The 13169-nt window shown below is 69.9% G+C and carries 12 protein-coding genes and 1 pseudogene; 4 read left to right on the top strand and 9 right to left on the bottom strand.

The features are described from left to right. Positions 1-12: 12 nt before the first annotated feature. Entirely contained in the window at positions 13-900 is an 888-nt protein-coding gene (locus FHR33_RS03080) for an alpha/beta hydrolase (protein ID WP_183643196.1), read from the bottom strand. A 79-nt stretch (positions 901-979) separates the two neighbouring features. On the opposite strand from FHR33_RS03080, the gene FHR33_RS03075 reads away from it, so the two are divergent. After that, a complete protein-coding gene (locus FHR33_RS03075) occupies positions 980-1681 on the top strand; it encodes a TetR family transcriptional regulator (protein WP_183643193.1) in 702 nt (233 codons plus the stop codon). A 1064-nt stretch (positions 1682-2745) separates the two neighbouring features. Then, positions 2746-5343 carry a rifamycin-inactivating phosphotransferase gene (rph, locus tag FHR33_RS03070; protein WP_183643190.1) on the top strand — a complete coding sequence of 866 codons (2598 nt, stop codon included), beginning with the start codon at positions 2746-2748 and terminating at the stop codon, positions 5341-5343. Between the two features lie 16 nt (positions 5344-5359). On the opposite strand, the gene FHR33_RS03065 is transcribed toward rph, so the two are convergent. From FHR33_RS03065 to FHR33_RS03055, 3 genes are read right to left on the bottom strand one after another with little or no spacing between them, the layout of a single operon-like run. Next, the gene (locus tag FHR33_RS03065; RefSeq protein ID WP_183643187.1) at positions 5360-6610 is read right to left on the bottom strand and encodes an RNA polymerase sigma factor; all 1251 of its coding nucleotides are present in this window, start codon (positions 6608-6610) and stop codon (positions 5360-5362) included. Further along, the gene (locus tag FHR33_RS03060) at positions 6607-6978 is read right to left on the bottom strand and encodes a YciI family protein (protein ID WP_183643184.1); all 372 of its coding nucleotides are present in this window, start codon (positions 6976-6978) and stop codon (positions 6607-6609) included. The genes FHR33_RS03065 and FHR33_RS03060 overlap by 4 nt, the downstream gene beginning before the upstream one ends. Before the next feature lie 43 nt (positions 6979-7021). Further along, complete coding sequence (locus FHR33_RS03055) at positions 7022-7669, bottom strand: DUF998 domain-containing protein (protein ID WP_183643182.1); 648 nt, start codon at positions 7667-7669, stop codon at positions 7022-7024. A gap of 175 nt (positions 7670-7844) precedes the next feature. Here FHR33_RS03055 and FHR33_RS03050 point away from each other — a divergent pair, with 175 nt between their 5' ends. Further along, positions 7845-8279 carry a hypothetical protein gene (locus FHR33_RS03050; protein WP_221240901.1) on the top strand — a complete coding sequence of 145 codons (435 nt, stop codon included), beginning with the start codon at positions 7845-7847 and terminating at the stop codon, positions 8277-8279. A 270-nt stretch (positions 8280-8549) separates the two neighbouring features. On the opposite strand, the gene FHR33_RS03045 is transcribed toward FHR33_RS03050, so the two are convergent. The 3 genes and pseudogenes from FHR33_RS03045 to FHR33_RS53150 form a co-directional block, all read right to left on the bottom strand. Continuing rightward, entirely contained in the window at positions 8550-8927 is a 378-nt protein-coding gene (locus FHR33_RS03045) for a GntR family transcriptional regulator (RefSeq protein ID WP_183643179.1), read from the bottom strand. After that, positions 8924-9715: a hypothetical protein gene (locus tag FHR33_RS03040; RefSeq protein WP_183643176.1), complete on the bottom strand. Its 792-nt coding sequence runs from the start codon at positions 9713-9715 to the stop codon at positions 8924-8926. The genes FHR33_RS03045 and FHR33_RS03040 overlap by 4 nt, the downstream gene beginning before the upstream one ends. A 274-nt stretch (positions 9716-9989) precedes the next feature. Beyond that, positions 9990-10073, bottom strand: a pseudogene (locus tag FHR33_RS53150) (IS5/IS1182 family transposase); the annotation flags it as partial. A 203-nt stretch (positions 10074-10276) separates the two neighbouring features. Here FHR33_RS53150 and FHR33_RS03035 point away from each other — a divergent pair. Then, entirely contained in the window at positions 10277-11581 is a 1305-nt protein-coding gene (locus FHR33_RS03035) for a retropepsin-like aspartic protease (RefSeq protein ID WP_183643173.1), read from the top strand. A gap of 253 nt (positions 11582-11834) precedes the next feature. Here the strand turns inward: FHR33_RS03035 and FHR33_RS03030 are convergent, their stop codons facing one another. After that, a complete protein-coding gene (locus tag FHR33_RS03030; RefSeq protein ID WP_183643170.1) occupies positions 11835-12674 on the bottom strand; it encodes an MBL fold metallo-hydrolase in 840 nt (279 codons plus the stop codon). Next, positions 12668-12835 carry a hypothetical protein gene (locus tag FHR33_RS49710; RefSeq protein ID WP_183643167.1) on the bottom strand — a complete coding sequence of 56 codons (168 nt, stop codon included), beginning with the start codon at positions 12833-12835 and terminating at the stop codon, positions 12668-12670. The genes FHR33_RS03030 and FHR33_RS49710 overlap by 7 nt, the downstream gene beginning before the upstream one ends. Between the last annotated feature and the right edge of the window lie 334 nt (positions 12836-13169).

Raw genomic sequence — 13169 nt, 5'->3', positions numbered from 1 at the left:
CCTGGTGAACGCTCACCTTGTTACAAATGTCCGGCGATAGAAGTCGACCTGGTCGGTGACCACGCGGTCCCGGAAGCTGAGGTCGGTGTAGAAGGTGAAGTGGCTGCCGGGGTAGACACGCAGCTCGCCTTGCGGCGCACGGTCGGCCAGCACCCGGCTGTTCTCCAGGGGTGTCTCGCGGTCCTCGGCGGCGACGCAGACCAGCAGCGGGCAGGTCAGCCGCGCGGCGGCCTCGGCGGGCCGGTAGCGCATCATCTGCAGCAGGCCTCTGGGCGCGACGCTGTTGCGCCACAGCGTCTTTCCTCCACCGGTCAGCGTCTGGATGTGCTGGTCGGCCTCGGGGGTGGCGGTCACGGCGAGTTCTCCCGGCCGTCCCACCATGGGGATGTAGGACGGACGTAGCCCCACCTTGCCCCGGATCGCGTCCCAGACGATCGCGCCAAGCAGCCGTAGCGTCTCACTCGTCGAGCGTCCCTCGACCTTCTTCGGAAATCCGTTGAAAGGGATCTGCGCCACCACGGCGGCGATCCGGGGATCGCTCGCGGCCACGGTGATGACGTGCGCGCCGCCCAGCGAGTTGCCCCACAGCAGCACCTTGCCGGGGTCGATCCGCTCGTGCGCGCGGGCGAAGGCCACGGCGGCGCGGACATCGACGAGCTGGCCGTCGATGTCGGGGACTTGGCGGGGCTCGCCATCACTCTCGCCGAAGCTGCGGTAGTCGAACACCAGTGACGCGAAGCCTTCGGCGGCGAAGCGTTCGGCGTAGTCGAAGAGCCGGTCCATGGTCCCGCTGAAGCCGTGGCAGAGCACCACACACGGCACCGGCCCGGAACCGGTGGGCAGGTAGAGGTAGCCGGCGCACCGGACGCCGGCGGCGGTGAAGGACACCTGGGTTCGCATACAGATCATCCCCGCAGCAATAGACTGACTGCCGGTAAGCACTCTAGCGAATAATCTGACCTCAGGTAAGTGAGATCGAATGACATCCGAGCGAATCTTGGAGGCGGCGCGCGCCCTGTTCGCCGCCCGCGGCTACCGCGCCACCTCGATGCAGGCCATCGCCGATGAAGTGGGCATCAGCAAGGCTGCGCTCTACTACCACTTCGATTCCAAGGAGGAGATCCTCCGCCGGCTCACGATTCCGCTGCTGGACGAATTGGAGGCGGTGTTGGCCGAGGCCGAGTCCTGCGACAGTGCCGAGGAGGTGCGGTGGCGGGCGATCGAAGGCTACGTCGATGTGCACCTGCGCCATCGCCAGACACTCACCATGCTGGTCAAGGACATGACGTTGCTGGTGCAGGCGCCGATCGCCGACCGCTTCCGGACGGCGATCGCCCTGGCCAACGAGCTGGTGGCTGGTCCAGGCTGCGGGCTCGAGCAGCGGGTGCGAGCCTGCCAGGTGGTCGCCGGGCTGGCCGATCCGGTGGTGCTGTTCCGCGATGCACCGGCCGATCAGTTGCGTAGCACGATCCTGGACGGGGCGCGGGCGCTGCTGGGCGCCCCGGTCGCGCCCCGGGCGCGCGGGCTCCCCCGGGGACGCAACGGCGGACGACGCGCCATCCTCACCGAGGAGCAGATCACACAGGTGCGCGCCCTGTACGCCGAGGGCTGCAGCGGCGAGGAGATCGCCGCCCGTTTCGACGTCTCCAGGGCCACCGTCTATCGCTATCTCAAAATCTAAAGAAAGAGAGATTTGATTTTGAGACGGCTCTGCGCCGCCTCGGCGTCGCGAGCATCGTTGGGCGGCGCTCCTGCCCCTCTGTGACCCATGCCACATGCGGTTCCTGTCAGCAATCGGGGCGCCGTTCCGCTCAGTTCACCGGGAGCAAGCGAACCGACAGGAGCAACGCCACCGCATCGTCGTTCTCGGCGCCGGCTACGCCGGGGTCTACGTGGCCGGGGACCTGGCCCGCCGGCTGTCCCCGGCCGACACCGAGATCACCGTGGTCAACGCTGTGCGGGACTTCGTCGAGCGGCTGCGGATGCATCAGCTCGCGGCCGGCCGGGAGCTCGAGGCTCAAAGCTCGCCGACGTCTTCGCGGGGACGAGGATACGGCTGCGCCCGGCCCGTGTCACCGCCGTCGAGCCCGAGCACGCCTTCGACGTCACCGGCCGGCCCGCGGCGCTGCGCCTGCGCGCGCCTGGACAGGCGTGGCGACGGCGGGAGTGTACTGGTCGTCCGCGACGGGTTGACCGGCATCGAGACCGCCACCGAGATCACCACTGGGTTCGGTTTATCTCGCGGCAGGCGACAAGTGGCCTCACATCCGCAATACGCTGCTGCGCCCCCTGAACTCCTGATCCCAGGAGGTTAGAGGGCTGTTCGGCGTCCGGGTTTCAGGTGGGCTGGAGGCTGCCGGAACGACCGCTCGGACACCACGCCTGCGCAGGGGGAGATCACTCTCCTTGCCACTCCTAACGTATAGCGCACCGGGGGGCTTGCGGCAAGACCCGGGTCGTGCCGCAGAATCGTCGGCCGAGGCCACACCCTGCGGAAAAGAGGGCTCGACATGGGACGCGGTGACGTCGAACCGGTGGTGGGACTGGCGGTGCGGTTGCGGGCGCTCGGGGCGGAGGCACGAGTGTGCGCGCCGCCTGACCGGGCGGAGCGGAAGGCCGACTGGGCACAGGGAAGGCAACGGAGATGGCGACGTGCTCAACAAGGGGGCTCGACAGAGCGCGAGGCACCGGTGATCCGATCGGCCGGTGCGGTGCGACGGAGCACGGCTGCCGCGGAGGTATCGCATGCTTGAGCAGTACGTGATGGGTCTGCGGAAGGTTGACGAGACGCAGGTCGCGGTCGTGGGCGGCAAGGGCGCGCATCTGGGCGCGCTGTCGCGGATCGAGGGGATCCGCGTGCCGGCCGGCTTCTGCGTGACGACGGACGCCTACCGGCGCATCGTGGCGGAAGCGCCGTCGATGGCCGATCTGCTCGATCAGCTGGCGCACCTGAACCCGGATGACCGGGAGGCGATCCGCACGCTCAGCGCGGAGATCCGCAGGACCGTCGAAGGGATCGCGATCCCTGGCGGTCTCGCGGCGGCGATCACCCGCGGGCTCGCCCAGCTCGGAGAGCAGGCCGCCTACGCCGTGCGGTCCAGCGCGACGGCAGAGGACTTGCCGACGGCCTCTTTCGCGGGCCAGCAGGACACCTACCTGAACGTCGTGGGCCCTGCGGCGATCCTCCAGCACGTCAGCCGGTGCTGGGCGTCGCTGTTCACCGAGCGGGCCGTGACCTATCGCCAGCGCAACGGGATCGACCACCGAACGGTCGGCATGGCCGTGGTCGTGCAGCAGATGGTCTTCGCGCAAGCGGCCGGCATCCTGTTCACGGCCGACCCCGTGACGGGCGACCGGAAGGTCGCCACCGTGGACGCCGGCTTCGGCCTCGGCGAAGCCCTGGTCTCCGGGCTGGTCAACCCGGACGTGTTCAAGGTGCGCGACGGCGAGGTCGTCGCCAAGACGGTCGCCGCCAAGCGGCGTGCCATCCACCCGCTGCCGGGTGGCGGGACGCAGGAAGTGGTGATCGACCCGCAGCGGCAGGAGCAGGCGGCGCTGACGGATGCGCAGGTCGTGCGGCTCGTGCAGCTCGGGCGGCGGATCGAAGAGCACTTCGGCCGCCCGCAGGACATCGAATGGTGCCTGGTCGATGATGGCTTCCAGATCGTTCAGAGTCGGCCGATCACCACGCTGTTCCCCATCCCCGAGACCGGCGACCAGGACAATCACGTCTACGTCTCCGTCGGCCATGGGCAGATGATGACCGACCCCATGAAGCCCTTGGGGCTCTCCGTGTGGCAGCTGACGGCCCTCGCGCCGATGCACGAGGCAGGCGGGCGGCTGTTCGTCGACGTCACCCGGCGGCTGGCGTCGCCCGCGAGCCGCGCCGGCCTCCTGGAGATGATGGGGAGGTCCGATCCGCTGGTCAGGGACGCGCTGGAGACCGTCCTCGACCGCGGCGACTTCGTCCCGTCGCTCCCGGACGGAGGTCCCGTCGGGCCGCAGGCCGGCGGCGCGCCCGCCCCGATCGAGACGGATCCGGCCATCGTCAGCGAGCTGATCGAGCGCAGCCAGACGTCCATCGCCGCCCTGCGGCGCGGCATCCGGACGAAGACCGGACCGGCGCTGCTCGACTTCCTGCTGGAGGCCTTCGAGGAGCAAAAGCGAGTCCTCAAAGATCCGCTGAACACGCAGGCGATCATGGCGGGGATGGAGGCCACGTGGTGGCTCAACGACAAGCTGTACGAGTGGCTGGGCGAGAAGAACGCGGCCGACACGCTCACGCTGTCCGCCCCTGACAACGTCACGTCGGAGATGGGACTGGCGCTGCTCGACGTCGCGGACGTGATCCGGCCGCATCCGGAGGTGGTGGCGTTCCTGCAGGGCGTCGAGGACGAGGGCTTCCTGGACGAGTTGCCGAAGTTCGCGGGCGGGCCTGAAGCGCGCGACGCCATCGAGGCGTACCTCGACCGGTATGGCATGCGCTGCGTCGGCGAAATCGACATCACGAGGCCCCGCTGGCGCGAGCGCCCCACCACGCTCGTGCCCGTGATCCTCGACAACGTCAAGCTCTTCGAGCCGGGCGCCGCCGAGCGGCGCTTCGAGCAAGGGCGGCAGGAGGCGGAGAAGAAGGAAAGGGACGTGCTGTCACGCTTGCGGGCCCTGCCGGACGGGGAGCGGAAAGCCGACGAGGCCAAGCGGATGATCGACCGGGTCCGGACTTTCATCGGCTACCGGGAGTACCCGAAGTACGGCATCGTCAGCCGCCTCCTCGTCTACAAGCAGGCCTTGCTGGAGGAGGCCGAGCGTCTCGTGCGGGCCGACGTACTCCCTGAGAAGGAGGACATCTTCTACCTCACATTCCAGGAGCTCCACGACGTCGTGCGCACCAACCAGGTGGATGACCAGCTTATCCGGCAGCGCAAGGACGCGTACCGGTCGTACCACGCGCTCACGCCGCCGCGGGTGCTCACCTCGGACGGCGAGGCCATCACCGGGGCGTACCGACGCGACGACGTGCCGGCCGGTGCCCTGATCGGCCTACCGGTCTCCGCCGGAACCATCGAGGGCAGGGCCCGCGTCATCCTGGACATGGCGGAGGCCGAGCTCGAAGCCGGCGACATCCTGGTCACCGCCCATACGGATCCCAGCTGGACGCCCCTGTTCGTCGCCGTCTCAGGCCTGGTCACGGAGGTCGGAGGATTGATGACTCACGGGGCCGTGATCGCACGGGAGTACGGTCTGCCGGCCGTCGTGGGTGTGGTGGACGCCACCCGGCTGATCCGGAACGGGCAGCGGATCCGTGTACACGGAACCGACGGGTACGTCGAGATCCTGCCCTGAAGCGTCGCTTCCGGCCTCAGCCGAGGCGGTCGGCCCGGTCGAGCAGATAGCGCTGCTCGACCTGGTTGCCGGTCAGGGCGGCTGCCTCGCGGTACACCCGCGCCGCGCCGGCCGCGTCACCGGTCATGTGGAGCAGGTGGGCGCGCACCGCGCGTTCCCGTTGCCGGGTCAGCGCTTCCTGATCCAGCCGGTAGCGACGGTTGAGGTCGTCGAGCAGCGCCAGCCCTCGGACCGGCCCGTACGCCTTGGCCACCGCCACCACCCGGCTCAGCCGCACCGGCGCGGTCGGGCTGAGCCGTTCCAGCCAGAGGTACAGCGCCGCGATCTGCGGCCAGTCCGTCTGCTCCGACGTCGCGGCTGTGGCGTGCACGGCCGCGATCGCGGCCTGCAGCTGGTACGGGCCCACCTCGCGCCTGCCCCAGACGCTGTCGATCAGCTCGGTGCCCTCGCGGATCAGGTCGGGATCCCACTGCGTCCGGTCCTGCTCGTCCAGCGGCACCAGCTCGTCGTCGCCGCCGGTGCGGGCGGCGCGCCGTGAGTCGGTGAGCAGCATCAGCGCGAGCAGGCCGGCCACCTCGGGGTCGTCCGGCAGGGAGTCGCGGAGCATGCGGGTCAGCCGGATCGCCTCGCTGGTGAGGTCGACGCGGGCGAGTTCGTCGCCGGTGGAGGCCGTGTAGCCCTCGTTGAAGATCAGGTAGAGCACCTGCATCACAGCGGTCACTCTGTCGCCCCGGTCGGCGCCGGTCGGCGGGGTGAAGCGGGCACCGGCGCGGGCCAGTTGCTGCTTGGCGCGGCTGATCCGCGTGCCCATGGTGGGTTCGGTCATCCCGTAGGCATGCGCGATCTCGGCTGTGGTCAGGCCGCCCACCGCCCGCAGCGTGAGCGCCACCTGGGAGGTGGCGCTCAACGCGGGGTGACAGCAGAGCAGCAGCAGGGCGAGGCTGTCGTCGGTCTCCTGTAGCGGATGCGCCTGGCGGGCCGGTTCGTGCATGGCCAGCTCGGTCATCCCGGCCTCCTGCTCGCGTCGGCGCCTGGCCTGCTCGGAGCGGAGCAGGTCGACCATCCGCCGGTAGCCGATGCGGATCAGCCAGCTGCGCGGGTTGTCCGGCACGCCGTCGGCCGCCCACGTCCGGCTCGCGGCGAGCAGCGCCTCCTGCACGGCGTCCTCGGCGACGTCGAAGTGACCGAAGCGCCGCACCAGCGCACCGAGCACCTGCGGTGCCTCCGTGCGCAGCAGGTGCTCCACGTCCCCGGTGCGGCCGGTCATGCCGCGAAGTCGTCGCCCATGATCGGGCGGATCTCGATCGGCTCGCCCAGCACCTCGACGATCCGCGAGACGATTTCGACGGCGCGTTCCCTGCTGGCCACGTCGATCACGGCGAAGCTGGCCAGGACCTCCTTGAGCTCGGCGAACGGCCCGTCGGTCGCCACCACGCCGTTCGGGGTCCTGCGGACGGTGGTGCTGACCACCGGGTGGCCGAGGCCCTCGCTGCTGACGAACTCGCCGGTGGCGATCAGCTCCTGCTCGAACTTCTGGTACGCGGCGAACGCGGCCAGTGCCTCCTCGGATGGGGTGTCGGCGGTCGCGGCGTCCCAGGCAGCGGCCGGGGTGTAGCTGAGCAACAGGTACTTCATGTGAATCCTCTTCCTGGTCGTGCTCAGACGAGCGTACGCGTGATCAGGCGGAGCGGCGTTGGGACAGCGCGAGGACGGTCGTCCAGGTGAAGGCGACCAGGCCGTTGACGGCGATCTGGATGCTCATGTGATCCGGCGACATGGGCAGCAGCAGGACGAGCGCGGCGGCGCCGCTCAACACGGCAGGCAGCACGGCCCGGCGGCGAGCGTACCGGACGGTCAGCACGATGGCGGCGACGGCCAGCGCGGTGAAGGAGACGGCCGCCGCGACCGAGTGCGCCACGCCGTGCCAGGACATCTGGGCAGCCGGTCCGTCAGGGGTGCCGGCGGGGAAGCCGTTCTCCGGATCCATGGTGAACAGGCCTGCGCTGACCAGCCCGGCGCCGAAGACCCCGACGAGGATCGGCAGCGCCCGCCTTCCGACCCCCTCGGTGATGGTGCGCCCGACGCCCGCGGCCAGCGCCAAGCCGCCGAGACCCGCGAGCACGAACGTCGCGATCTGGATCCAGCCGAGGTCGCCGGTGGCGAGCTGGCTGATCGGGTGCCGAGTGATGTCGAAGCCCTCACGGGTGAGCATCTGAGCGATGGCCGAAGCGAAGAAGGCCGGCCCGGCGAGGGCGCCGGCGAGGCGGCCGGACGTAGCGGGGACGGCGGGAGTGGTGTGGACGGCGGGGGTGGCAGCGGTGGCCATGACTTCCTCCTTGATGGTTGCTTGACCGGACCCCTTCGACGGGTTCCTGTCGCTACCTCGTGGCCGGAACCGGGATCTCAACATGAGCGCGATGTGATCTAAGTCACATCTCAAAGATGTCGAGGGCCGGGGATCGCCTCCGAGGTACCGGCAAGCACTCACCAAGGAGGACGAGATGGACTCGATGTCTGCCACCAACCAGCCGAGCGCCGAGATGAAGGCCCTGGACCGCCTGGTCGGCACCTGGGCGGTCACCGGCGGCGCAGAGGGAACGGTGCGGTACGAGTGGATGCCCGGCCGCTTCTTCCTGCTCCAGCATGTGGAGCTCACCCAATTCGGCCAGCAGGTCACCGGCCTGGAGGTGATCGGGCACCTGCACCCCTTCGGCGAGCCGGTCGGCGCGGACGTGGTGTCGCGTTTCTACGACTCGACCGGCAACACCCTCGACTACGCCTACGAGCTGACCGGCGACAAGCTGACCATCTGGGGCGGCGCGAAGGGCAGCCCGGCCTACTACGAGGGCACGTTCAGCGCCGACGGCACCACGGTCACCGGCGAATGGGTCTACCCCGGCGGAGGCGGATACGCATCGACCATGACCCGGATCTGAGGTCGGCTCGTCACGCCCTGAGGGGAAGGGCGGGCGCCCGGCTCAACTTCGGCCAGTCCCGCCCCAAGCTGGCCCGTCGCCGGTGACGAAACCTGCCCGGCTCCCTCGGTCTCGGCCCGCACGCGATCACCTGGTGGAACCGTGTCGTGCTGCTGTCGAGGGAGCCGGCCGGCGCACCGATACCTGGAGCAGCCGATGCGGCGGCTCGGACGCCGCCTGATCGGCCGGCGTCGTGCGCCCCGGTGACGTGTCCACGCCGCCGGGTCGCGATCATGACGAGGCCGGTGCTGCCGCGCCGGACGTCAGAGCCGCCTGCACGATGCGGATCGCCTCGCCCGCGTCGATGCCGACGCTGGCGATCACGGCCGCGTAGTCGGCTGCGGCACGGCGGGCCCGCTCCCTGCCCTCCTCTCCGGCGGACGACACGAACGAGCCCGCCCGCCCCCGCGTCTCGATCAGCCCCGCCTCCTCCAGCTCCCGGTAGGCCCGGCCGACCGTGTTGACGGCCAGGCCGAGGTCGGCCGCGAGGTGGCGGATGGTCGGCAGCCGGGCGCCCACGGCCAGCGTGCGGTCCTGGATCTGCCGGGCGAGCTGGGCCCGCAGCTGCTCGAACGGGGGCACCGGCGAAGCCGCGTCGATGATGATCATCGGACGCTCATGGCCCGCTGGGCCACCGTCGCGCACGACGGCGTCCTGGCATGGAGCGCGACGCACGCGGCCAGGCTCAGGATCAGGTAGGCGAACGCGGCGGCGCCCCACCAGCCGGGCGCGGTACCGAACAGCACCACCGGCAGCGACCACTGCACGCTCGGCGTGGTGAGCTCGCGGGCGTCCTCGACGCGCATGATGACGTCGGCGGTCAGCGATTCCTCGTCCTCCGCCACGACCGGGAACCTGAGCAGGTGGCGCAGCTGCATGGCGGTGATGGCCATCGCGCCGAGCAGGCCGATCAGCACGACGACGGCCATCTGCCGCACGGTCGGCTCGGGAACGGCCAGGGCGCTTGCGGCCAGCGCCACCGCGCCGGCGAACGTGGCGACCGCGAAAACGGCGTACGGCCGGCCGAGCACGGTCCGCCAGCCGGGATGGATCGGATGGGCGGCCCTGCGCGACAGTGTCGCGCCCGCCCGCTGGTCGACGCGTCGCACCCACCGGTCAAGCAGGGACTGTGCCAGCAGTAGCCCGGCCACCGACGCGGCCAGGGCCAGCAGCGGCAGCGGGCGATGCGGCTGGAGGCCGCCGAAAACGGAAGTGGCGACGAAAGCGCTCACGACGATCAGCGCGGCCAGGATGACGTAAGTGGCCAGGCGGGCGCGTCTGCGGACCGCCAGCCGGCTGGCGAGCAGCGGGGTCGGGTGGGTGTCGGCTAGGTCGTGGTGGGCCAGCCACTCGCCCGCCATGCGCAGATCGGTGTCCGGTGCCGGTCCACGAGTCATAGCGCCTCCTTTGTCGCAAGCTTTGTAGCAACATGGTGCGTCATACCTTGCGACAAAGTCAACGCCCCGTGGGCTCTCGGCGTCCCGGTGGCGCGAACCCGGGCTCACCGTCGCCGTGGGCACCAAGTGGACGGCCGCCCCGCTGCTGGCCACGACCCCTCCCCCAGGCGCGCCCGGACGGCCGAGGCCGAGCTCCGCGAGCGTCGCTTTCGCCGGCGCCCACCGCGGCTGGATGCGCTTGTCGGCGACGAACCGGTCGGCGCCCGGTCGCCGGTGGCGGCCCAGCGGGGCGGTCGGGCAGTAGCGCGGCGAACCGGTCCCACCGCGGGTTGGTGAGCCACGACGGCAGGGCAGGCAGAGGTTGTCGAGCGCCCCGCTGGGGCACAGCCGGACGGCCTCGGCCGCGGCGTGCAGCTCCTCGGGGGCAGGCCGGCAGGAGTCCGCGACCAGTCCGTCGTCGTGCGCTTATGTCAATCAAGCACCCCCTGGTGTTGCTTGTCCTCATGCCCGCAGTGACCACTGCGGAGGACGACATCTCGACCAGTACACGAGGAGCCCGGTATGCCCATACGAGCGGAGTTCCACGACGTCGACCGGCGGACGTTCCTGCGACGAGCGGGGTCGGCGGCGGCTGCGGGCGCGATCCTTCCCCTCCTGGATTCCGTCCCGAGCGCGGCGCACGCCGCCGTCGACGACCCCGATCAGCTCTTCGAAGGGGGCCGGTTCGCCGCCGCCGAACGCGGCTACCGGCGTCTCCTGCGCAACGATCCGGGCAACGTGCACGCGTGGGCGCAGATCGGTTACATCGCCCTGCTGGCCAACCGGTTCGGCGACGCGGAGCGGCATCTGTCCAAGGCCCTCGCGCTGCGGCCCGGTGACCTCGCCTCGGCGCAACGGCTGGCCGAGTGCTTCGTGCGGCAGGACCGGCTCGCCCCCGCGGTCCCGCTGCTCAAGAGCATCGACCGCCCCCGCGACCAGGCCCTGGCCACGCTCTACTCCCACATCAGCGGCACACCCTGGCAGATACACGGGGCGCGGAGCGCGCGCGTGCCGTTCTTCACGCTGGACCCGGTACCCGGCGTCGAGGCCGTCGTGAACGGCGGGACGCCCAAACGATTCTGGCTGGACACCTACGCGACGCTCGACCTGTCGCAGGAGGCGGCAGAGGAGGCGGGCGTGCGTCCCCTGGCCAGCTGGTCGGGAGGGTACGCCAACAACCAGCCGCTCACGATCCGGGTCGGCGTCCTGGAGTCGTTCAAGATCGGAAACATCGAGATCCGCAACCTTCCGGTGCAATGGAGCGACGTAGACCGGCCACCCCTGCCCGACGGGTCACCTGCGGCGGGCGCGTTCGGAACGACGATCTTCTACCACTTCCTGACCACGATGGACTACGCCGGTCGCGCCCTGATCCTGCGCCGCAAGGAGAGCACTCCACCGCCGGTGCGCCACGGCGACCGGCTGCCGCTGTGGCTGGCCGGAGACCACTTTCCCTGCACGCTGGGCAGCCTCGGGGACTACGGGCCGCGGATGGTCACCGTCGACACCGGCGGCATCGCCAGCGGGATCGAGACCACCCTGGAGATCGCCGAGAAGGCGGGCCTGAAGGTGGACCACGACAATCCCATCGAGCAGAACGGGCACAAGCGCTACCGGATCAGAGCCGAGCGCCTGAGTCTGGGCAGGGTGGTCAGGCGCGACGTACGCGGCTACGCCTTCGAGAAGGTCGTTCCCGGGATGCCAGGCCCCGGCGCGTCCGCCCAGTTCGGCTTCGATCTGATCGCCAACTTCTCCCACGAGTTCTTCGAACCCCTTGCCATCACCTTCGACTACACCTCCATGCGGTTGTCCGTCACGCGAGGGTGAGACCTGGCAGGTGAGCGCCGGCGAGTGCGGGGGAACGCGAAGCCCCGTCCTCCCGGAGGGACGCTGTTGGCGACGTAGATCAAACAGCAGCGCCCATGATCACGCCCGTGATCATGGGGCCTCCACAGGTGCTGGTGGTCGGCTGCGGACGGCGAGATCACCGACGCGCCCTGTTCGACGGCCAACGGGCCGCCCTGCCGTCGACCAGCGAACGGTGCGAGCCGAGCTGGAAACGGAAAGCTGATCCCGCAGCTCAGAAGCCGGGCGTCCCGTCGCGCTCGCTTCTTCGGGCGAGGCGCTGGGCTTGCCCGTCGTGCACATCGCTTACCCACTCCCAGCCGGGCTTGGCCGATGGGCCGACCCGCGGGTCACTGGGAACATGGCCCTCACGCAAGGCGAGCACGTACGCTCGATCCCGCTCGATCCGTGCGTGTACCTGATCGGCTTCGCCGACTGACCCGTGGCCGGGGACGAGGACATCCACGTCGCCCGCCACGCCCTCCAGCAGCCGCAGCGCGGCGAGGTAGTCCTCGATCGGGTCAGCGGTGTCGTCCAGGTCGAGCATCGGAACCAAGACATCAGAGAGCATGTCGCCGGCGACGAGAACCCCGCGTTCTTCGATGAACAGCGCCGCATGGCCCGGTGCGTGCGCTTGGTGCTCGATGATCCGGACGTGAGGGCCATCCCAGGGAATCCGCGCCGTCTCGGCGGGCAGGGCGGTGATGAGGCCGTACAGGTCGAGCGGGACCTGGTCGGCGATGCCCGTCGGGGCCAGGTGGGCGGTTATCTCGGCCTTCGCACCCGGGTCGGACAGCTGCTCCCGCACGGTGGCCGCGCATCGGGCCGTGCCGTAACGAGGGGCCGCGCCGAGGCGGGGGTGCCAGAGCAGGTGATCCCAATCCGGATGCGTCGAGAAGCCTGCCACAACGGTCTGCCCCAAATCGGACACGTCGCTCGCGAGGCACGCCATTTCGTGGTCCTGCACCCCGGGGTCGATGAGCAACACGCCATCCCGGCCCTGCACGACAACGGCGTTGCTCTGGCAGAACTCGCTCTCATGGACCAGCACACCATCCGCGATCTGCCTCAGCACGAGCTCGCCTCCCTTGCATCCCGGACGGCGTAGCGATGCATCGTGACGCCGTGCTCGAACGATCGCAGCTCGAGCAGGGCGCGCTCGATCGGCACGTCGTGGTCGTCGAACAGCGGCCTGCCCGTGAGCGTCGACCTGTTCACCGCGCTTGTGTTCGCCATCGTTCTCCCTGTGGTCGTCGCTTGCCGACACATCGTCGCGTCCACCATTGAGCCTCATCAATGACGAGATAGGGAACAACTGTTTGGCACTGTCGAAGAATGAGGAACGGTGGAGCGGCCAAGCATGCGCAGACACGCCTGGAGCTTGCCGAGCCTGGCCTCGTTTTCGCGAGCGACGGATCCCTCGGCGTGAGATTGTGCCTGCACAACGACGACACCGGCGAATGCGCAGAGCAGACCGTCCCGCTGATCCCGGCAGGGCAGACCCTCAGGCGAACCCACGCCTATGTTCAGGCATGGGTTCAGTCGCTGCCGTCCCTGCTGGCCTGCGTCG

Origin of the sequence: Nonomuraea dietziae (assembly GCF_014195505.1) — a bacterium.
Classification (GTDB): domain Bacteria; phylum Actinomycetota; class Actinomycetes; order Streptosporangiales; family Streptosporangiaceae; genus Nonomuraea; species Nonomuraea roseola.
This window is presented reverse-complemented; position numbering and strand designations above follow the sequence as displayed.

Excerpts from the sequence above, each read along its gene's own strand:
- FHR33_RS03080 (WP_183643196.1), bottom strand. The coding sequence starts at position 900 with ATGCGAACCCAGGTGTCCTTCACCGCCGCCGGCGTCCGGTGCGCCGGC.
- FHR33_RS03075 (WP_183643193.1), top strand. The coding sequence starts at position 980 with ATGACATCCGAGCGAATCTTGGAGGCGGCGCGCGCCCTGTTCGCCGCC.
- rph (WP_183643190.1), top strand. The coding sequence starts at position 2,746 with ATGCTTGAGCAGTACGTGATGGGTCTGCGGAAGGTTGACGAGACGCAG.
- FHR33_RS03065 (WP_183643187.1), bottom strand. The coding sequence starts at position 6,610 with ATGACCGGCCGCACCGGGGACGTGGAGCACCTGCTGCGCACGGAGGCA.
- FHR33_RS03060 (WP_183643184.1), bottom strand. The coding sequence starts at position 6,978 with ATGAAGTACCTGTTGCTCAGCTACACCCCGGCCGCTGCCTGGGACGCC.
- FHR33_RS03055 (WP_183643182.1), bottom strand. The coding sequence starts at position 7,669 with ATGGCCACCGCTGCCACCCCCGCCGTCCACACCACTCCCGCCGTCCCC.
- FHR33_RS03050 (WP_221240901.1), top strand. The coding sequence starts at position 7,845 with ATGGACTCGATGTCTGCCACCAACCAGCCGAGCGCCGAGATGAAGGCC.
- FHR33_RS03045 (WP_183643179.1), bottom strand. The coding sequence starts at position 8,927 with ATGATCATCATCGACGCGGCTTCGCCGGTGCCCCCGTTCGAGCAGCTG.
- FHR33_RS03040 (WP_183643176.1), bottom strand. The coding sequence starts at position 9,715 with ATGACTCGTGGACCGGCACCGGACACCGATCTGCGCATGGCGGGCGAG.
- FHR33_RS03035 (WP_183643173.1), top strand. The coding sequence starts at position 10,277 with ATGCCCATACGAGCGGAGTTCCACGACGTCGACCGGCGGACGTTCCTG.
- FHR33_RS49710 (WP_183643167.1), bottom strand. The coding sequence starts at position 12,835 with ATGGCGAACACAAGCGCGGTGAACAGGTCGACGCTCACGGGCAGGCCG.